The following is an 18676-nucleotide window of genomic DNA, read 5'->3' as shown; positions in this document are numbered from 1 at the left end:
TCACAACGGGGACCCGTGCACGGCCGCCGACATCAAGTGGAACCTCGAGCGCGTCAAGGACAAGGCGCAGGCGCCCATTCACGCCTGGAAGCTCGCCCTCCTCGAGGCGATCGAGACGCCGGATCCCCTCACCGTCAAGCTCTCCTTCGCCAAGCCATACCCGTTCCTCCGCGTCGCGTTCACCGGATCGACCGGCCGGGCGGCCACGATCCTGTCGCCGCGAGCGGTCAAGGAGAAGGGCAAGGCCTACGGTCGAAGCCCCGTCGGCACCGGGCCTTTCAAGTTCGTGGAGTGGAAGGAGAGCGACTTCATCCTTCTCGAGCGCTTCGCGGACTACTGGGAAAAGGACGCGAGCGGCGGCAAGCTACCCTACCTCGACAAGGTGCTGATCAAGTTCATCATCGAGCCCTCGACCCTGGTGGCGGCGCTGAAGACCGGCGAGGTCGACGGGATCAACAACGTGGCCAATCAGTTCGTGGCCGACCTCCGCAAGGACCCCAAGCTCACCGTGTCGACCGCGGTGGGCGGCAACTGGCGCTGTCTCCACATGAACATCGCCAAGGGGCCCTTCGCGGACAAGAACCTCCGCCGGGCGGTGGCCTTCGCGATCGATCGTCAGGAGATCCTGAGCCGCGTCGAGTTCGGCGAGGGCATCGTGGCCCACGGCCCCATCTCGCCGCCGATGGGCGAGTTCTACGACGCCGCCTTCGAGAGCGGCAAGAACGGGCAGTACTACGATCTCGAGCAGGCCAAGGCGCTCATGAAGCAGTCGAAGTTCCCGAACGGCACCGAGGTGATGCTGCTCTCCGGCAACGCCGACACCGCCCCTCGCCTGGCCGAGGTCGTGCAAGCGCAGCTCGCCAAGATCGGCATCAAGGTCAACATCGAGCTGGCCGACGCCCCCACCTTCCGGCGGCGCTGGCTTCAAGAGCGGCAGTGGGACCTCGTGCAGGTGCAGTGGGACGCCGATCTCGATCCCGACGAGACGCTCTACCCCGAGCTGCATTCCGGGGAAGCGTGGAACGCGGGCAAGTGGGCCAACGCCGACTTCGACAAGATGGTGGAGGGCGCGCGATCCGAGAACGACTTCAAGAAGCGGAAGAAGTTCTACGAGGAGGCGGTGCGGCTCATCGTCGAGGACGCGCCCGTGGCGGTCATGCTGCACCTGAACGAGAAGAAGGTCTTCCACAAGCACGTGAAGGGCTTCCAGATGATCCCGGCCGGTCTCATCGACATGCACCGGGTGTGGCTGGACAAGGCGTAGGGGGTAGCACGAGTCGTATGGACAACCTCGGAGCCCGGGCGCCGCATGCGCGCAAGGAGGCAGGACCATGGGCAAGATGATCGACTGTCACAAGGTGAATCCCACCACCGACTGCCAGCACGTGGTTCGGGGCGCCGACGAGGAAGAGGTGCTGCGCAAGGCGGGTGAGCATGCGAAGGAGCACGGCCTCACGCCGAGCCCCGAGCTGCTCGCACAGGTGAAGGCCTTCATCGAGGACGAGTAGAGCAGACGGGCCCGGCCATTCGCGGGCCCTCTACGCCACGCGAGGCGCCGGGCGCATTTCCGGGCTGCGGCCCCCGTCCGCCACATGCCTGCCGGCGAAACCGTGCCTTGCACGCCCCGCCGGTGAGCTTCACACGTCTTCCGGTATTGCGGCGCGGGCGCGCCGGCAGCAAGACCGACCAGCTTGGCCTTCGGCCGGCCAGCGGAGGTGATGACGATCTCCTCGCCGGCCGCCGCTCGATCGAGCAGCTTCGAGAGGCGCGCCCGGGCGGCACGGACGCTGGCGTTCATGCCCCCACTGTAGTCACGCGGACTGCGTTGCAAGCTCGAAACCCCAATCGGCGAGACATGCCGCCGCGCTAGGACAGGCCGATCGAGCGCGCGACCGCGTCGAGGTGCAGCGTGGCGTCGCCCGCGTCCAGTGAGCCGGCGAGGATGCGCTTGTGCAGCAGATGCAGCGGGTGCTCCTCGCAGTAGCCGATGGCGCCCATGACCTGATGCCCTCGGCGGGCCACGCGCAGCGCCGCGTCGGCCGCGTAGACCTTGGCGGCGGCCACCGCGGCGGGGGCGTCGGGCCGGGCCGCCTCCAGCTTCCAGGCGCTCTCCCACACCAGCCAGCGGGCGCTCTCGACGTCGCGGAACATGTCGGCGCACGCGTGCTGGACGGCCTGGTAGCCGCCGATCGGTCGCCCGCCCTGCCGGCGCACCCGCGCGTGCGCCAGGCACAGGTCGAGCACGCGCTGCGCGGCACCCACCATCTCGGCGCTGCGCGCGAGGGCGCCGAGCCGGTAGGCCGGCGCGAGCAGGGTGAAGCCCGCTCCCGGCTCGCCGAGCACGTCGTCCGGGCGCGTCTCCACGTCACGGAAGCTCAGCTCGAAGAGCTTGTCGCCGGTCATGCTCTCGAGGGGATGCGCCTCGATGCCGTTGCGGTCCATCGGCAGCAGCACCGCCGTCGGCCCGGCCGCCCCGCCCCCGAGCACGATCACGTCGGTGGCCGCGTGGGCGTCGGCCACGAACAGCTTGCGCCCGGTGAGACGCCCCGGCGCCTCGACGCGCAGCCCCATCGCGTCCGGGTCGAGCCGTCCGGACTCCTCGAGCGCCGCGAGTGCGCAGATGCGCTCGCCGAGCGCGAGACGCGGCAGCAGGCTCGCCGCGCGGCGACCGCCGGCGGCGCTCAGCGCGGTGGTGGCGATGACCGCGCTACCGATGAACGGGCTCGGCACGCACGCGTGTCCCAGCTCCTCGGCCAGGACCACCACGTCGCCCACGGTACCTCCGCTGCCGCCCTGCTGCGGCGCGATCAGCAGCCCGGGCCAGCCGAGCGTCGCGATCTCCTTCCAGAGCTCGGCGTCGAAGCCGCGCGCGTCGAGCGCCAGGGCCTGCACGCGCTCGGGCGGGCAGCGACGCGGCAGCAGCGTCCGCGCCGACTGCTGCAGGAGCTGCTGCGCCGGCGACAGCGCGAGATCCATCACGATCGCCTGGGCATGGATCAGCCGCGCACGCGCGGCTCGGCGGGCAGGTCGAGGGCCCGCACCGCGATGGTGGTGCGCTGGATCTCGGAGGTGCCCCCCGCCAGCGTGTGCCCCCAGCTCGTCTGGTACTGGTGCTCGATCTCGCCCCGCAGCCGGGCCCACCGGGAGCCGGCGCGGAGGACGCCGTAGGGCCCGAGCAGCTCCATGCCCAGCGAGAGCACGCGCTGCCCGAGCTCGTCGGCCATGAGCTTGGCCGCGGACACCGGGCCGGTGGCGGGCATTCCGCGTTCGATGAGCCAGGCCGCGCGGTGGAAGAGCGCCCGGAGGGCCGCGACCTCGGTGGCGGCGTGGGCCAGGCGGCGACGCACGCTCGCGTCGCCGGCCGGGACGCCGCCGTCCCGCGGGGTCGTGTTGGCGTACTCGACGAGGAGCGCCAGGATGCGCTGAAGGAACGGCGCCTTGTAGTAGCGGCCCCAGAACCGGTCGGTGTCGAGCCCGTGCAGCAGCTGGGCGAAGCCCTCGCCCGGCTTGCCCATCACCCAGTCGCGCGGAACCCGCACGGAGTCCATGAAGACCTCGTAGTGGTAGACCTCGCCGGTCAGGCTGCGGATCGGGCGCACCTCCATGCCGGGCAGCCGGTTGCTCACCATCAACATGGTGAGACCCCGCTGGCGACCGGACGCGGGATCCGTGCGGGCGAGCACGGTGCCGTAGGTGGCAACGCCGGCGTGGCTCGACCAGATCTTGCGCCCGTCGAGGATCCACTGCTCGCCCTCGAGACGGGCGCGCGTCTCGAGCGCGAGGAGATCGGAGCCGGCCCCGGGCTCGCTATAGCCCTGCCAGAAGGTGGCCTCCCCGCGCGCGACCCGCGGCAGGATCTCCCGGCGCAGCGTCTCGGATCCGTGCCGGATGATGGAGTCGGCCACCTGGAGGCAGCCGGGGAGCGGGCCGAAGGGCGCGCCGGCGGCGGCGAGCTCTTCCAGCAGCACGAGCCGGTAGGCCATCGGCCGCGCCTGCCCGCCGTGCTCGCGTGGCCAGCTCAGGCTGATCCAGCCGCGCTCGCCCAGCGCCCCGAGGAACGCTCGCGAGTGAGCGCCCGAGCCGTAGCCGGCGTCGGTCCCGTCGGCGGGAAATGTCGCCGGAGGATGCGCGCGCAGGAAGGCGCGGACCTCGTCGGCGAACGCCTGCTCATCGGCGGAGCGGCCGAAGTCCATCGGCCCGCACCATAGCAATGGACCCACGGAGGGTCAATCGCCAGGCGGATCCGGTACGAGCGCTCGGGGCCGTCTACTTCTTGAAGACCTGGGCGAAGAACTTCGCCGCCTCCGCCTTGGCCTGCTCGTTCGCCTTCGCGTCGTAGCGCAGCGGGAGGTTGAACTTCTGCCCCATCGCGGTGGCTTCGGGGTTCGTGAAGGCGTGCACCGCGCCGGGATACTCGATCACCCGGTAGTCGGCCTTGGCCGCGTCCAGGTCGGCCTTGAACGTCACGTACTGCTCCTTCTTCACGAACGGATCGTCGGCGCCGTTGAGGACGAGGATCTTCGCCTTCACCGTGCCGGGGGCCGGCGCCGGCGTGTTGAGGCCCAGGGAGGCGTGGAAGCCGGCCACGCCGGCCAGATCGGCCCCCGCGCGCGCCATGTTGAGCACCACCGCGCCGCCGAAGCAGTAGCCCACCGCGCCGATGCGCGTGGGATCGACGGTGGGGTGCTTGGCGAGCTGCGCGCGGGCGGCATCGAAGCGCGCTTCCATCGTCTGGGGGTTCTTCATGACCGCGCCGGAGAGCGCGCCGGCGTCCTTGGGGTTGTCGGCGGTCTTGCCCTCGCCGTACATGTCGGCGATGAAGGCAGTGTAGCCCTGGCCGGCGAAGGCGCGCGCCTCGTTGTGCATGTGCTTCGTGATGCCCCACCACTCGGGCACGATCACGATGCCGGGCCGCTTGCCCTGCTTGGCGGTGTCGTACACCACGAAGCCCTTCATCGTGGTCTCGCCGTCCTTGTAGGTGACCGGCTCCTCCTTGATGGCGGCCAGCGCGGGGGTCGTGAGCAGGAGCGCGAGCACCGCTCCGATCAGCTGCGTCTTCATGGGGTCTCCTTTCGGCGGAATTGAACCACGGGTTATGATGTCGCTCCCTCGATACCGCACGCGCGGTGCCGCGTCAAGACGATGTCGGACATCTCCGCGGCGCCGGGCCATCGTACCGCGTCCGCGCACGTTGCGTCGGTCGCCTTGACAACGTCACCGCCGCACGTGCCGGGTCCGCCGCCGCACTTCCACCGGAGCGAGAGCGAGTTCTTCTTCGTCGTCGACGGCACGCTCGACGTCATGGTCGACGGCGAGTGGCGGCGATGCGGGCCCGGCCGCTTCCTGGACCTGGCGCCGAACACGACCCACACCTTCATCAACCAGACGGACACGAACGTGGTGTGGGTCACTGGCTGGCGACCCAAGGGATTCGAGCGCTTCTTCGAGGATTTCGGGATCCCCGCGACGGAAGCCGATGCGCAGAGCCGGTCGGTCGCCGATGCCGTCGTGCAACGAGTCGTCCAGAACGTCACGAGCTACGGCATGTACCTGCGCGAGTAGGCATGCCTGCTTCGGAAGCACCCGCCGTGGGGCGTCACCCTCCGCTTCGGTAGCGCTTCTCGTGAGGCCCATCGAGCCCTTGAACACCATGCGGCCAAGCGCTAGAGTGACGGCGGCATTCCCGCGGGCGGGCGGAGGGGCGCGACGGGCTCCCCTCTCGCCGCGCCCCGACTCGATCGATCAGCGCCACGCAGGAGGCCGCTCCGCCGATCGGGGTGCGCCTACCCAACAAGGAGGTCGGTGTATGGACGGGCAACGCGTGAATCGCCGGCAGTTCATCAAGGCCACCGGCGCCGGAGCGCTGGCCACCGGCATCGGCGCCAACATCATCGTTCCCGGACGGGCCCGCGCCGCCAAGAAGACGCTCAAGATCCTGCAGTGGGTCCACTTCGTTCCCGCCTACGACGAGTGGTTCAACAAGAAGCTGGCGAAAGAGTGGGGCGAGAAGAACGACACCGAGGTGATCGTCGACAACATCGGCATCGCCGGCATCAACCCGCGGGCCACCGCCGAGGTATCGGCCCAGAAGGGGCACGACCTGTTCCTGTTCAACTGGCCGCCCCCGACCTTCGAGGAGCAGACGGTGGACATGAAGGACGTCTACCAGGAGCTCGAGAAGAAGCTCGGCAAGCCGATCGATCTCTGCGTCAAGAGCACGTACAACCCCAAGACCAAGAAGTACTTCGCCTTCTCGCCGTCGTTCACGCCGGACCCGGTGAACTACCGCCAGGATCTGTTCAGCCAGGTGGGGATGCCCAACGGCCCCAAGACGTGGGACGAGGTCCGCACCGTCGGGGCCAAGATCAAGAAGGACACCGGCCACCCGGTGGGCATCGGGCTGGCCAACGAGATCGACACCGCCATGGCCCTGCGGACCATCATGTACGCCCACGGCGCCCACGAGCAGGACGCCAACGGCAATCTCACCTTGAACTCCAAGCAGACCCTCGAGACCATCAAGTTCGTCACCGCGCTCTTCAAGGAGACCATGACCGACGAGGTGTTCACCTGGGACGCCTCCTCCAACAACCGGGCCATGATCGCGGGCAAGCTCTCGCTCGCCCTGAACGCCATCTCGATCACCCGGACCGCGGAGAAGCAGGACCCGGCGATCTCGGCCAAGATCCAGCTCACCAAGGCCCTCAAGGGCCCGGTGCGGGCCATCGGGCTCGAGCACGTCATGGATTGCTACGTGGTCTGGAAGTTCGCCGAGAACATCGAGGGAGCCAAGAAGTTCCTCGTGGACTACACCACCAACTTCCACGAGGCTTTCGTGGCGGGCGAGTTCTACGACTTTCCGTGCTGGCCCAAGACGGTGCCGGACATCACCAAGCTGATCAGTAACGATCCCAAGGCCCACCCGCCCGACAAGTACAAGGTCCTCGACGACGTGCTCAACTGGGCCACGAACGTCGGGTACCCCGGCTACGCCAACGCGGCCATCGACGAGATCTACAGCACCTGGGTGCTCAACGTGATGTTTGCCAAGGCCGCCAGCGGGGCCGCCTCGCCGGAGGACGCCCTCAAGGAGGCGGACGCCCAGTGCCGGCGCATCTTCGCCAAGTGGAAGGAGAAGAAGATGGTGTAGCGGTCCGGGTCCCTCGCAGGCCAGGTCCAGGGAGGCTCCGGCTCACCGGAGCCTCCCGCCATGTTCATGGCAGAGAGAGAGCGAGCACAATGAGCGACCTCACCGAAGCGGCGCGGCCCGCGGCACGGGTCCCCGCCCGGCCCGGCCGGCTCGACTTCCTGGTCAACCGGCGCGGGTGGCTGGGATCGATGATGATCGCCCCCGCCGTCCTCTACATCCTGCTGGTGGTCGGAGTGCCCTTCTTCCTCGCGCTCTACTACAGCCTGACCGACATCACCGCCGGCAGCCGCACCCTCGACTTCGTCGGGCTCAAGAACTTCCGCGCCATCCTCGACAGCCCCCAGTTCCTGACCGCCCTTCGCAACACCTTCGTCTTCGCCATCGGCTCCCAGGTCCTGGTCATCGTGCTGGCCACGATCCTGGCGCTGGCCCTGATGAAGGACTTCCCCGGCAAGTGGTTCGTCCGCCTGCTGATCCTGCTCCCGTGGGTGGCTCCGATGTCCCTCGGCAGCATCGGCTGGCTGTGGATCCTCGACTCCATCTACAGCGTGATCAACTGGACGCTCCAGGCCGCGGGCCTGATCTCGGCCGACAACTGGCCGATGTACCTCGGCAAGCCGTACCTGGCCATGATGTCCGTCATCGGCGTCCACGTGTGGCGGCTGCTGCCGCTGGCCACCGTGATCCTCATGGCGGGCCTCACCTCCATTCCCCAGGAGATCCACGACGCGGCCCAGGTGGACGGGGCCAGCCCCTGGCGCCACCTGGTCCAGATCACCTTGCCCCTGGTGCGGCCGATCATGCTGGTGGCCAGCCTGTTCGGGCTGGTGTTCGCCTTCACCGACATGATCGTGATCTTCGTGCTCACCCGCGGCGGGCCATACGACACCACCCAGGTCCTCTCGACCCTGGCCTTCTTCACCGGTATCCAGGGCGGAGACCTGGCGGAAGGCGCGGCCATCGCGGTCTTCCTGTTTCCGATGCTGCTGGTCGTGGCCTTCGTCTTCCTGCGCGTCGCCCGGCGCACCGAGGTCGTCTGATGGCCCGGCCGGGGTGGGCGCGGCGGATGGCGGGACGCGGTGTCCATGCGGGAGTGATCGGGCTCTTCACCCTGTTCACCGCGTTTCCCTTCTACTGGATGTTGATCACCACCTTCAAGAGCACCGGCGACCTGCTCAGGCGCGGCAACAACCCGTTCATCTACAACGAGGCCCCCACCCTGGAGAACGTGCGCGTGCTCTTCGAGGACACGCTCTACGGCCGGTGGCTGTGGAACACCGCCCTGGTCGGGGTGGTGGTGGTGATCATCACCCTGGTGCTCGCGCTGCCCGCCGGCTACGCGCTCGCCCGGCTCACCGGCCGATGGGGCGAGCAGATCGGGATCGGGATCTTCCTCACCTACCTGGTGCCGCCGACCCTGCTCTTCATTCCCATGTCCCGGCTCATCGCCTCGGTCGGGTTGCAGGACTCGCTGTGGTCGCTGGTGCTGGTCTACCCCTCCTTCACGGTGCCGTTCTGTACCTGGCTGCTCATGGGCTTCTTCAAGGCCATTCCCACCGACGTGGAGGAGGCGGCGCTGATCGACGGCCTGAGCCGGCTGGGCGCCTTCGTGCGCGTGGTGATCCCGATCTCGGTGGCCGGCATCCTGACCGTGATCATCTTCAGCTTCACCCTGGTCACGCAGGAGTTCGTCTACGCGCTGACCTTCATCTCCACCGCGTCGCAGTACACGGTGAGCGTCGGGGTGCCCACTTTCCTGGTCCGCGGCGACGTCTACTTCTGGGGCTCCCTGATGGCGGGGTGCTTCATCGCCAGCGTGCCGATCGCGATCGTCTACAACTTCTTCGTCGACCGCTTCATCGCCGGCTTCACGGTGGGCGCAATCAAGTAGTAGCCGTCGACCCGGGCTCCGTCGCGCGGGGGGCGCGGTCCCCGTACCTCCTCTCGGCCGGACTCGATGCCGTCATGGCGCAGGCTCACGGCCTCCGTTGGACCGGGAGGGCCGGCGTGACCGCGGGTCAGAGTCCCAGCGGGGTCTCGAGACCGGGCGGGGTCTTCTTCCACGGATAGCCCTGGTGGCTCAGGCGGTAGCCGTAGTCGAAGAGGGCCTGCATGTAGACGGTGTCGAACTCCTCCTTCTTTCCCTCGAACTTGAAGTCGCGATCGATGTAGGCGAGGTTGAAATCGAGCGCATCGTGCTGGGCCGTCACGTAGATGCGATAGAGATCGCCGAGACCCTGCGTGTGGATGAGCGACGTGATGGCGCGGCCGGCGATGCTGATCGTCCGTCGCTCGATGCGCGACCACGTGGCGCCGAAGGTGGAGTTCCGGACGACGTAGACACGGCCCTCGCGCTTGATCTCGCCTCCCATGGTCCGTGCCACGTGGGTCATGCTCGGCGGGTAGAGGAAGGCCTGGGCCGAGGCGCCCCCGTCGACGTGCATCTCCTCGTAGGGCGCGCCGTCCGCCTCGACGCGGATCATCGTCGGGGGGAACACCCCGGGGAGGGCCGACGAGGCCAGCAGGATGGCCCGGCAGAGATCGAGCGCCCGGGGACTGCCGCTGGCCGCGATCTTGCCCATGTTCCAGATGACCGGCTGGCGCACATCGAGGTTGGTGGTGCCGACCAGGAGGATGCGCCCCTTGCCGTGCTCCTCCGCGATCCGGGACAGCAGCGCCTGGTCGATCGATCTGGAGATCAGGTCCCAGAGCGGACGGTTGTCCGCCATGCCATCGTTGGTGACCGCGGCCATGATGTGGCGCTTTTCCAGGATGTCGGCCGGAGTCACCGACGTGTAGATCTTCCTCAGCAACCCGTCGTACTCACTGCCCACGAAGGCGAGCGGGGCGATCAGCGCCCCCGTGCTGATGCCGGTGACGCTCTTGAACGTCGGCCGGTTTCCCGAATCGGTCCAGCCGCAGAGCACTCCCGCGCCGAAGGCGCCATTGTCGCCGCCCCCCGAGATGACGAGCAGATCGGCCGGCGGAGGCGGCCCGGTGTGGCCGGCACGGGCCAGAGCGGCTTCTTCGCGTTGCCGCGCGGCCACCACGTCGTGGACGAACGGCTCGATGTCCACGCCGACCAGGTAGCGGGCGCCCGGGATCCCGGGAATCACGGCGCGGGCGGTGAGCGGCCAGGGCACCGAGTCGAGCCGACGAGGCGGCCGCATGGCGCGCTTCAACCCGAACGCGCCCAGGACGATGGCCACGACGATCGCGCCGCCCCAGTAGAGCATCGTCAGCATCGATGCGTTCCTTTGCTCGCGCCCGAGCGCCGCCGGCGCTCAGGGCAGGCCGGCGGCGATCCGTCGAATCTCCGCGGGCGTGTGCTCCTCGGCGAGCGGCGTGCCCGGCACCGGGACGGAGCCCCGTCCGGCCATGTCACTCTCCTTTGTCGACTCGGCCAGCCCGTGAGCCGCGGGGCTGGCGCGCATGTCGGCCGCCCCGCTCACCCGTTCCGCCGACAATCCGGCCTCGCGGGCACCGGCGACGCAGGCGGCGTCGTCATCGAGCTAGAGCATCTCACCGGCAGCAACCTCCAGCCGGGCGGCCAGGCGACGAAAGGCCTCCGGATCGGCTTGCATCGGCCAAGCTCCGCGGAGAAGATCGCGCGCGCCGAAGATCTCGGACACCGCGGTGAACACCTCGGCGATGTGTTCACACTTCACCGCGCGCGGCCGACGATGAACTGCGTCACGTTGCGAAAGTGACGGGAGCCGCGACCACCCGGCCACATGGCGGCCTGCACCGCCGCCTTCGCTTCCTGCTGCTTGTCGGGAGCGAGCTGAGCCGTCGTCACCCCGGCGAGAACCTCCCAGGCCAGGTCGAAGCTCGGGAAGTCGAAGCCCAGCTCCTCCGTCTCGACAGAGGCGACGATGCCCGCCTCGGCGAGCTGGGCCAGGAGGACGGCGGGATCGGCCAGCGACCCGGGCCCGACGCCGGGCACCGGCGGCGTCGGGGCGAACCGCCCCGCCGTCTGCTGGAACAGCACGATGTCGCACTGGTCGGCGGCCGCCCAGACGGCGGCCACGAGCCGGCCGCCCGGCCGCAGCACCCGGCGCATCTCGCGAGCAGCCGCGCCCCGATCGATGACGTACATGAGGCTCAGGGAGGCCAGCAGCACGTCGACCGAGGAGTCCGCCGCGGGCAGCTGCTCGGCCCGGCCCTCGCGCAGGTCGACGTGTCCGTGGCCGGATTCGACCACCCGGCGTCGGGCCATGGCCAGCATGTCCGGGCTGATGTCGACCGCGGTGACGCGCCCGGCCGGGCCGGCCAGCGCGGCCGCCCCGATCGCCACCGAGCCGGTCCCCGTGCCGAGGTCGAGGACACGATCACCCGCCTTCACCTCACCGCGCCGGAGCACGTGCTGCACGACGGCCGCGAAGCGCGGATCGATCTCCTCGACGTAGAGCTGCGAGAGGCGATCCCACACGCCGATCTGCCATTGCAGGCCCTGTCGCTCCGTGCTGGGGTCCATGCACCCTCCTGGCTAGCCGCGGCCATCGGCCGCGCGAGCGCCCTGCTCGCGGCCGCCTCCGCGATGAACGTCTCGATCTGGGAAAGTCGTCGCACCGGTCATACCCGCGTCCGCCCGGCGCGTTCGATCGTGAGAACCCGCACCGCGATTCACCGATCAGGACCGCGGCGATGGTACCGCGCCAAGCTGCCCCAGCGCCGACAGATTGTCCACCACCCCACGCTGCCTGACGACCTTACCATCTCGAATCTGAAGGATCACCATCTCGTCGAACGTGGCCTTCTTCCCGGTGGGCGGCAGTGGTCCCCATTGGCCATTCTGGGTCCCGGAAATGGTCAAGTGAACCGCGACACGATCGCGCTCGCCGATGAGCTCGTGCACTTCCTCGTGGTAGCCGGGAAGCGCAGTCCAGGCGCCTTCGACCATGGCGCGGACACCCTCGTGCCCCTTGCGAAGGGCGTACGGCCGATAGTCGGAATCCGCTCGACACCTCGGTGGTTCCAAACGACGTCCGTGATTTCGCGCACCAACCGCTTGTTCCGCTCGGTCTTCTGCCCCCTCCCGTCCGCGCGAGGTGGTCGGCTTCGTACTGCAAGGCGTGAACCCCTCCAGCTAGGCGCCACCCATCACCACCGTCACGTCGCGGCGGCGCGGCCGGCGGGGCAGCGGCAGCTCCCGGCCCCAGTAGTATTCGTAGGATTCGGGGATGAAGCGGTTCGAGCCGGCACCGGGCGAGAGCGTCATCTCGCCGAACACGGTGCGCCCGGCGATGCCGTACAGGTCGACCCGAACGAATGGCCAGCCGCGCGCCAAGCGCCGCGCGCAGTCCACCATCGCGGCATAGTTGGGCGGCGGGTCGACCACCTTGCCCGAGCTCGGCCGGTTGACCACGAACGGCGGCCGCTGCCAGTCGGCCGTGAAGATGTCGACGGTCAGATTGGTGGCGCGGTTCTTGTGCACCCGCACGAAGCGCGGCTCACCGCCGAAGCAGTGGAAGCCATACTCGACCGGATTGACCTCGACCGGGTCCACGAGCAGCTTCTCGCAGATGATTCGCGGCGTGATGTGCTTGTAGCACCACTCGCGCATGTTCCAGTAGTGGCTGCGGCACATCCACTGGTTGAGCTGCCAACGCGTCTGGTCGATGTCGAGATCGGCCTTGCGGCGGCAGAAGATGTTGTACCGCCACCCCCAGTTGACCTTCAGGACGAAGCTGTCCGGCAGGGCATCGAAGTCGATGTCCCGGGCGCTGGTCCAGTGACCATAGAGCTCGTTGAGGATGTGCGGCCCGACCCGCGCGGCGACGTAGTCCCGGACCGCGTACTTGTCGGTTACGGCCGTGACGAGGGGCGTGCGGTAGTACAGGCTCAGCCAGTAGAGCTTCTCGTTGAAGGTCTCGGGATGGCGCAGGTTCAGCGGCCGCCCGAAGATGCGCCGGTACCGGCGGGAAAGAACGATCCGGTCCGGGGTCGCATCTGCGAGCACGCCGCGAGCGCGCCGGATCAACGCGCGGAACAGTCGATTCAGCACGGCGCGCTTCATGTGATCGCTGTCGCCCAGCCTACGCCGCGCCGAGCGGGACCGCCACTCCAGGAGCCCGGTGCCCCCGCGGTGCCGGCGGAGAGCCGGAAGGCCACCGCGCGGGCGCTTGCGCCCAGTCGCGCCGCCAGCGCGGTGGAGCGCACCTCTTCGGCGCGCCCTTCGCGCACGAGGACCACGCGCGCCGGGCAGCCCTGGCGGCCCTGGACCTGCGCGCGGCCCTCGCCGAGCGGCCCATCGAGGTGGGCGGCACCGCCGGCCCGCTCCGCGTGCGCCTCGGGCTGCGCGGCCTGCTCACGCGCGCGGGGTTCGAGGTGGTCGTGGCCACCGACGGGGAGCAGGGCGTCGCGATGGTGACGTCCGAGGCGCCCCGATCTGATTTTGATGGATCTGAGCCTTCCGGTGCTCGACGGCTGGGAGGCGACTCGCCGACTGAAGGGCGCGCCCGGTACTCGAGCGGTTCCGATCATCGCCCTGTCGTCCCACGCCATGGAGGGTGACCGCAGCCGAGCCGTCGACGCGCGACTACGACACCAAGCCGGTGGATTTTCCTAGATTGCTCGGGAAGATCCGGGCGCTGCTCACGAGGGAGCCTCAGCGGTGACCTGCGAAGCCGCCACGCTGCTCGTCGTCGACGACAACGAGGCCAACCGCTATACCCTCACCAACCGCCTCAAGCCCCAGGGCTACCGCGACGTCGTGACGGACAATGACAGCCGGCAAGCACTGGAGTGCTCCGTTCACGCCCGTTCGACCTCGTGCTCCTCGACATCATGATGCCGGAGTTGAACGGCCACCAGGTGCTCGAGCAGCTCAAGGCGGCCGAGCGACTCCGGCACATCCCGGTGATCATGATCTCGGTCGTGGGCGCCGCAGAGGAGTTGATCGACACCGAGGAGGTGGGGGCCCTCCCGCTGAAGGGACTACTCGAGCCCGTGCCGACGTTCAACGTCGCGCGGCTGAAGGGGAACGCCTGACCGGCTACCCGACGCTCAAGCCGCACGACTCGACGTCCTGAACGGCTAAGAGGAGAGACCGGCTTCGTGTTTGAGTCCGGTCGGCAACGCGACTCGAACATGCAGCCATCAAACATCAACAAAAACAATTTGGTGGCCCCAACGGGATTCGAACCCGTGTTTCAGCCTTGAGAGGGCCGTGTCCTAGGCCTCTAGACGATGGGGCCGGCCGACTACCGTGCTGCGCGCGCTCGAACTGCGTGGCCTCGGCGCGAGAAACATAAATGGCTGGGGGAGGAGGGCTCGAACCCCCATTACCAGGGCCAGAACCTGGCGTCCTACCATTAGACGATCCCCCAGCGGCGCTGGCCATTGTACGGGGGCGTCATCGGAAGTGTCAAGCAAGCGGCCGCCGGAACAGCGCGGAGTGGTGCTACTGGAGCGAATCCCGGAGCGAGCGGCTCGGCTTGAAGCGCGGGACGCGACAGGCCGGGATCCGGATGGCCTTGCCGGTGCGCGGATTGCGCCCGTTCCGCTCGGCGCGCCGGCTCAGGAGAAACGTGCCGAAGCCGCCGATGGTGACCCGACGGCCGCGCTTGAGCGAATCGAACACGCCGTCGATCAGGGCGTTCAGCGCCCGCTCGGCGGAGACCTTGGAGCCGCCGGACGCCTTCGCCATCGCAGAGACCAGATCCGCCTTGATCATGGGGCTTCATCTACTACGCGAGCCCGCGGGTCGAAGTCAAGCGACCACACGAGAGGTCACGGCGTTTCGACCGCCAACACCAGCTTCCCGCGGGTGTGGCCGGCCACTCCGCGTTCAAATGCGTATCGGGCCTTCGCCAGCGGAATGGTCTCCGCGATGACCGGACGGACCGCGCCAGAATCGATCAACGTCGCGATCCGGCCCAGCTGTTCGCGCTCGGGTCGCACGATGAAGAACACGCCGCGCCTGCCGGGCTTGCCGTGGGCCGCTGCTTCGCGCTCGGGGATCGGCTCCGGCAAGCTGACCAGGATTCCTCCCGGCTTCAGCACCTGCCAGGAGCGTTCGCGCGTGCTGCCCCCGATGGTGTCCAGGACGACATCCATATCACGCACGGACTGCTCGAATGGAACGTGCTGGTAGTCAACGACCTCATTCGCCCCAAGGCCGAGCAGAAAGTCGCGGTTTTCAGCGGAGGCGGTGCCGACCGTGTACGCACCGTGGTAGCGGGCAATCTGAACCGCAAAGGCGCCCACCCCTCCGGCGGCGCCGTGGATCAGCACCCGGTGGCCCGGCGCAAGCCCCGCGTGCTCGAAGAAGGCCTGCCAGACCGTGAGGGCCGAAAGCGGCACGGCGGCCGCCTCCACACGGCTGAGTGTCTTCGGCTTCGGCGCCAGGTCGGCCGCGGGGGCCACGACGTACTCCGCGGCGGCGCCATCTCGGCAGAAAGAGGTGAGCGCATACACCTCGTCGCCGATCGACACGTCGGTGACGCCGGCGGCCAAGCCCTCGACGACGCCGCACACCTCGTGGCCCGGTATCGCGGGCAGGCGCTCGGACCCGTCGCAATGCCTGTAGGTTTCTGCCCACGTCAACTCGGCAGGCGTGATGCCCGCGGCGTGAACTCGGATGAGAGCGTCTCCGGCGACCAATTCAGGCCTGGGCGCATCCTCGTACACCAGTTGCTCCGGACCGCCTGCTCTATGGAGTCGAATGGCTTTCATGGTGGCCCCCTTGCTGACGACACGTCCACTCAGGGTGTTCCCTCCGCCTCATGCTGTTGAGAAGCCGGTGAAACGCTCCCGACCAAGCGGAGTAGATATTCTCGCAAGGATCGACAAGGCCCACGCCTCGCCGCGCACCCGCACGCCGCGTGTAACCATTCGACTATGCAGGCGATTGGGTGCCCTTGCCGTATAATGCCGCCATGCCGCGAGGGAATTCTCGATATTGCGCTCCTGATCCTGTCCGCGCTCGCGGTGCTGGTCGCGGTGGTGGTGAGCCGCCCCTGGTGCTGCTCGCGAGCTCGGGGATGGCGCTGGGCCCGCTGGTCGCGCACATGATCGCGTGGGCGCTCTTCGGGATGCAGCGGATCATCGCCTGGGAGGCCCCCTGATGGGCTGGCACTTCGTCGCGGTGCGCACCGCCGCGAGGCTGGTCTTCTTCATCGTGGCCGGCTGGCTCGTGACGCGGTACTTCCACGAGTAGGTGGCCGTTGGCCTTCGCCGATCTCCGCGCGTTCATCGCCCACCTCGAGAAGGAGGGCTGGCTCAAGCGGGTGAGCGCGCCGGTTTCACGCGATCTGGAGATCGCCGAGATCACCGACCGTGTCTCCAAGAGCGCGGGCGGACGCAACGTGGCCCTGCTCTTCGAGAACGTGCAGGGCTTCGACATGCCGGTGCTCATCAATGCGTTCGGCTCGCGCGAGCGCATGGCCGCCGCGCTCGGCGTCGATCGCCTCGACGACGTCTCGGCCCGGGTCGCCAAGCTGCTCGACCTGCGCATGCCCGGCTCCACGTTCGACAAGCTGCGCAAGCTCGGCGATCTCTTCGACCTGGCCAAGGCCGGCCCCAAGCGCGTGCGGTCCGCGCCGTGCCAGGAAGTGGTGGAGACCGAGCAACCCTCCCTGGCCACCCTGCCCGTGCTGCGGTGCTGGCCGGGCGACGGCGGCCGCTACATCACGCTTCCGATGGTCTTCACGCGCGATCCGGTCACCGGCGCGCGCAACGTCGGCATGTACCGCCTCCAGGTCTACGACGACCAGACGCTCGGCATGCACTGGCAGATCCACAAGGGCTCGGCCGAGCACCAGCGGCTCGCCGAGGAGCGGCGGCAGCCGATGGAGGTCGCCATCGCCCTGGGCGGCGATCCGTGCGCGATCTACTCGGGCTCCGCGCCGCTGCCCCCCGGGGTGGACGAGATGGTCTTCGCGGGCTGGCTGCGCGGGTCGGGCGTGCCCATGGTGTCGTGCCGCACCGTGCACATCGACGTCCCCGCCGAGGCCGACATCGTGCTCGAGGGCTGGGTGGATCCGGCGGAGCGTCGCCTGGAGGGCCCGTTCGGCGATCACACCGGGTACTACTCGCTGGCCCGCGACTACCCGGTGTTCCACCTGAAGGCGATCACGCGGCGCCGCAACCCGATCTATCCCACCACCATCGTGGGCCGCCCGCCGCAGGAGGACTACTGGCTGGGCAAGGCCACCGAGCGCATCTTCCTGCCGATCATCCGGATGATGCTCCCCGAGGTCGTGGACATGAACATGCCCGCCGAGGGCGTGTTCCACAACCTGGTGATCGTCTCCATCAAGAAGCGCTATCCCGGCCACGCCCGCAAGGCCATGTATGCGCTCTGGGGCCTCGGGCTCATGATGCTGGCCAAGAACATCGTGGTGGTCTCCGATCACGTGAACGTGCACGATCTTTCCGAGGTGGCCTGGCGCGCGAGCGGCAACATCGATCCGAAGCGCGACCTCGTGATCGTGGACGGCCCGATGGACGACCTCGACCACGCGGCGATGCGCCACCGCTTCGGCGGCAAGCTCGGGGTGGACGCCACCGAGAAGACCGAGGCCGACGGTATCGGGCAGCCGTGGCCCGAGGAGATCGTGATGAGCGAGGACATCCGCGCTCTCGTCACGCGGCGCTGGGCCGAGTACGGACTCTAGCGCTCCTCCGGACCGCGTGCCCACCGTCCGGCACTTCCTCGACGCGATCAAGTTCGAGCACACCGTCTTTGCGCTGCCCTTCGCCTACGTGGCGATGGTGCTGGCCGCCGACGGCTGGCCGGGCTGGCACGTGGTGATCTGGGTGACCCTCGCGATGGCGGGCGCGCGGACGCTCGCCATGAGCGTGAACCGGCTGGCCGACCGCTTCATCGACGCGGCCAACCCGCGCACCGCGCAACGCCATCTGCCGACCGGCCGGCTCACGCCCGCGCAGGTCACGACGGCTGCGGCGCTCTCGGCGGCCCTGCTGCTGCTCTCGGCCTGGATGCTCAACCCGCTCTGCCTGATGCTCTCGCCGCTCGCCGTGCTGTTCCTGGTGGGCTACTCCTACACCAAGCGTTTCACCTGGCTGTCGCACTGGATCCTCGGCTTCACGGACGGGATCGCGGCCGCGGGCGGCTGGATCGCGGTGCGCGCCGGCTTCGATCCGCCGGTCTACGTGCTGTGGTTCGCGCTCACCGTCTGGATCGCCGGCTTCGATCTCATCTACGCCTGCCAGGACGTGGAGTTCGACCGGCGCCACCGGCTGCACTCGGTGCCCGCCCGCTTCGGCATCGCGGCCGCGTTGACCGCCGCGCGCGTGTGCCACGTGCTGACCATCGCCGCGTTCGCGCTGCTCGGCTGGATGATGGGCTTGGGACTCCTGTACTGGGCGGGCGTGCTGGTGGTCGCGGCGCTGCTCGTCTACGAGCACTCGCTGGTCTCCCCGCGCGATCTGTCGCGGCTCGACATCGCCTTCTTCAACGTCAACGGCTACATCGCGGTGATCCTCTTCTTCTCGGTGATCGGAGGCCGGCTGCGGTGACCGAGACCCTGCACGGCACCGAGAAGGCCCGCTTCGTCA

At 68.7% G+C, this 18676-nt stretch carries 20 protein-coding genes, 2 tRNA genes and 2 pseudogenes; 11 read left to right on the top strand and 13 right to left on the bottom strand.

All coding sequences use genetic code 11. The features are described 5' to 3' along the window. Together VKN16_19060 and VKN16_19055 are read left to right on the top strand one after the other, a co-directional pair. On the top strand, positions 1-1264 hold a 1264-nt coding region (locus tag VKN16_19060; GenBank protein HME96310.1), incomplete at its 5' end, for an ABC transporter substrate-binding protein. Positions 1265-1331: 67 nt separating this feature from the next. Continuing rightward, positions 1332-1508 carry a DUF1059 domain-containing protein gene (locus VKN16_19055; GenBank protein ID HME96309.1) on the top strand — a complete coding sequence of 59 codons (177 nt, stop codon included), beginning with the start codon at positions 1332-1334 and terminating at the stop codon, positions 1506-1508. Positions 1509-1687: 179 nt separating this feature from the next. Here the strand turns inward: VKN16_19055 and VKN16_19050 are convergent. From VKN16_19050 to VKN16_19035, 4 genes and pseudogenes are all read right to left on the bottom strand, one after another. After that, positions 1688-1798: pseudogene (locus tag VKN16_19050) on the bottom strand (type II toxin-antitoxin system prevent-host-death family antitoxin). A 68-nt stretch (positions 1799-1866) separates the two neighbouring features. Further along, positions 1867-2976, bottom strand: coding sequence for an acyl-CoA dehydrogenase family protein (locus VKN16_19045; GenBank protein ID HME96308.1), 1110 nt, complete (start codon positions 2974-2976; stop codon positions 1867-1869). A 20-nt stretch (positions 2977-2996) separates the two neighbouring features. Further along, entirely contained in the window at positions 2997-4193 is a 1197-nt protein-coding gene (locus tag VKN16_19040) for an acyl-CoA dehydrogenase family protein (protein ID HME96307.1), read from the bottom strand. A 73-nt stretch (positions 4194-4266) separates the two neighbouring features. Continuing rightward, positions 4267-5061, bottom strand: a complete 795-nt coding sequence (locus VKN16_19035; protein ID HME96306.1) for a dienelactone hydrolase family protein — start codon at positions 5059-5061, stop codon at positions 4267-4269. Positions 5062-5142: 81 nt separating this feature from the next. Here VKN16_19035 and VKN16_19030 point away from each other — a divergent pair, with 81 nt between their 5' ends. The 4 genes from VKN16_19030 to VKN16_19015 all read left to right on the top strand — a co-directional run bounded on the left by VKN16_19030 (position 5143) and on the right by VKN16_19015 (position 9041). After that, the gene (locus VKN16_19030; protein ID HME96305.1) at positions 5143-5562 is read left to right on the top strand and encodes a cupin domain-containing protein; all 420 of its coding nucleotides are present in this window, start codon (positions 5143-5145) and stop codon (positions 5560-5562) included. 244 nt (positions 5563-5806) lie between these two features. Further along, the gene (locus VKN16_19025) at positions 5807-7150 is read left to right on the top strand and encodes an extracellular solute-binding protein (GenBank protein ID HME96304.1); all 1344 of its coding nucleotides are present in this window, start codon (positions 5807-5809) and stop codon (positions 7148-7150) included. A gap of 188 nt (positions 7151-7338) precedes the next feature. Beyond that, positions 7339-8190, top strand: a complete 852-nt coding sequence (locus tag VKN16_19020; protein ID HME96303.1) for a sugar ABC transporter permease — start codon at positions 7339-7341, stop codon at positions 8188-8190. Positions 8191-8216: 26 nt separating this feature from the next. After that, positions 8217-9041 carry a carbohydrate ABC transporter permease gene (locus VKN16_19015; GenBank protein ID HME96302.1) on the top strand — a complete coding sequence of 275 codons (825 nt, stop codon included), beginning with the start codon at positions 8217-8219 and terminating at the stop codon, positions 9039-9041. A 127-nt stretch (positions 9042-9168) separates the two neighbouring features. On the opposite strand, the gene VKN16_19010 is transcribed toward VKN16_19015, so the two are convergent. The 5 genes from VKN16_19010 to VKN16_18990 form a co-directional block, all read right to left on the bottom strand. Beyond that, on the bottom strand, positions 9169-10395 hold the full coding sequence (locus tag VKN16_19010) for a patatin-like phospholipase family protein (protein ID HME96301.1): 1227 nt from the start codon (positions 10393-10395) through the stop codon (positions 9169-9171). Between the two features lie 267 nt (positions 10396-10662). Continuing rightward, complete coding sequence (locus tag VKN16_19005) at positions 10663-10818, bottom strand: hypothetical protein (GenBank protein ID HME96300.1); 156 nt, start codon at positions 10816-10818, stop codon at positions 10663-10665. Beyond that, a complete protein-coding gene (locus VKN16_19000) occupies positions 10815-11627 on the bottom strand; it encodes a methyltransferase domain-containing protein (GenBank protein HME96299.1) in 813 nt (270 codons plus the stop codon). The genes VKN16_19005 and VKN16_19000 overlap by 4 nt, the downstream gene beginning before the upstream one ends. Before the next feature lie 156 nt (positions 11628-11783). Continuing rightward, positions 11784-12131, bottom strand: coding sequence for an ester cyclase (locus VKN16_18995; GenBank protein HME96298.1), 348 nt, complete (start codon positions 12129-12131; stop codon positions 11784-11786). Positions 12132-12239: 108 nt separating this feature from the next. Continuing rightward, positions 12240-13169, bottom strand: coding sequence for an ATP-grasp fold amidoligase family protein (locus VKN16_18990; protein HME96297.1), 930 nt, complete (start codon positions 13167-13169; stop codon positions 12240-12242). Between the two features lie 239 nt (positions 13170-13408). Between VKN16_18990 and VKN16_18985 the strand changes: the two are divergent. The 3 genes and pseudogenes from VKN16_18985 (at position 13409) to VKN16_18975 (ending at position 14143) form a co-directional block, all read left to right on the top strand. Continuing rightward, positions 13409-13770, top strand: a pseudogene (locus tag VKN16_18985) (response regulator). Then, positions 13767-13943 carry a hypothetical protein gene (locus VKN16_18980; protein HME96296.1) on the top strand — a complete coding sequence of 59 codons (177 nt, stop codon included), beginning with the start codon at positions 13767-13769 and terminating at the stop codon, positions 13941-13943. Before VKN16_18985 ends, VKN16_18980 begins: the two are co-directional and overlap by 4 nt. Beyond that, complete coding sequence (locus VKN16_18975; GenBank protein HME96295.1) at positions 13925-14143, top strand: response regulator; 219 nt, start codon at positions 13925-13927, stop codon at positions 14141-14143. Before VKN16_18980 ends, VKN16_18975 begins: the two co-directional genes overlap by 19 nt. A gap of 130 nt (positions 14144-14273) precedes the next feature. Here VKN16_18975 and VKN16_18970 read toward each other — a convergent pair. The 4 genes from VKN16_18970 to VKN16_18955 all read right to left on the bottom strand — a co-directional run bounded on the left by VKN16_18970 (position 14274) and on the right by VKN16_18955 (position 15829). Continuing rightward, positions 14274-14349 (bottom strand) — tRNA-Glu (locus tag VKN16_18970). Between the two features lie 58 nt (positions 14350-14407). After that, positions 14408-14481: transfer RNA gene (locus VKN16_18965), tRNA-Gln, on the bottom strand. A gap of 74 nt (positions 14482-14555) precedes the next feature. Continuing rightward, positions 14556-14828 carry an HU family DNA-binding protein gene (locus VKN16_18960; protein ID HME96294.1) on the bottom strand — a complete coding sequence of 91 codons (273 nt, stop codon included), beginning with the start codon at positions 14826-14828 and terminating at the stop codon, positions 14556-14558. Between the two features lie 56 nt (positions 14829-14884). After that, the gene (locus VKN16_18955; GenBank protein HME96293.1) at positions 14885-15829 is read right to left on the bottom strand and encodes an NADP-dependent oxidoreductase; all 945 of its coding nucleotides are present in this window, start codon (positions 15827-15829) and stop codon (positions 14885-14887) included. 491 nt (positions 15830-16320) lie between these two features. On the opposite strand from VKN16_18955, the gene VKN16_18950 reads away from it, so the two are divergent. After that, the gene (locus tag VKN16_18950) at positions 16321-17772 is read left to right on the top strand and encodes a menaquinone biosynthesis decarboxylase (protein HME96292.1); all 1452 of its coding nucleotides are present in this window, start codon (positions 16321-16323) and stop codon (positions 17770-17772) included. Positions 17773-17788: 16 nt separating this feature from the next. Beyond that, positions 17789-18637, top strand: coding sequence for a UbiA-like polyprenyltransferase (locus VKN16_18945; GenBank protein ID HME96291.1), 849 nt, complete (start codon positions 17789-17791; stop codon positions 18635-18637). Positions 18638-18676 lie beyond the last annotated feature (39 nt).

Source organism: Candidatus Methylomirabilota bacterium (assembly GCA_035315345.1).
Classification (GTDB): Bacteria; Methylomirabilota; Methylomirabilia; order Rokubacteriales; family CSP1-6; genus CAMLFJ01.
The sequence above is the reverse complement of the archived record's forward strand: the minus strand, read 5'-3'. Positions and strand labels throughout refer to the sequence as shown.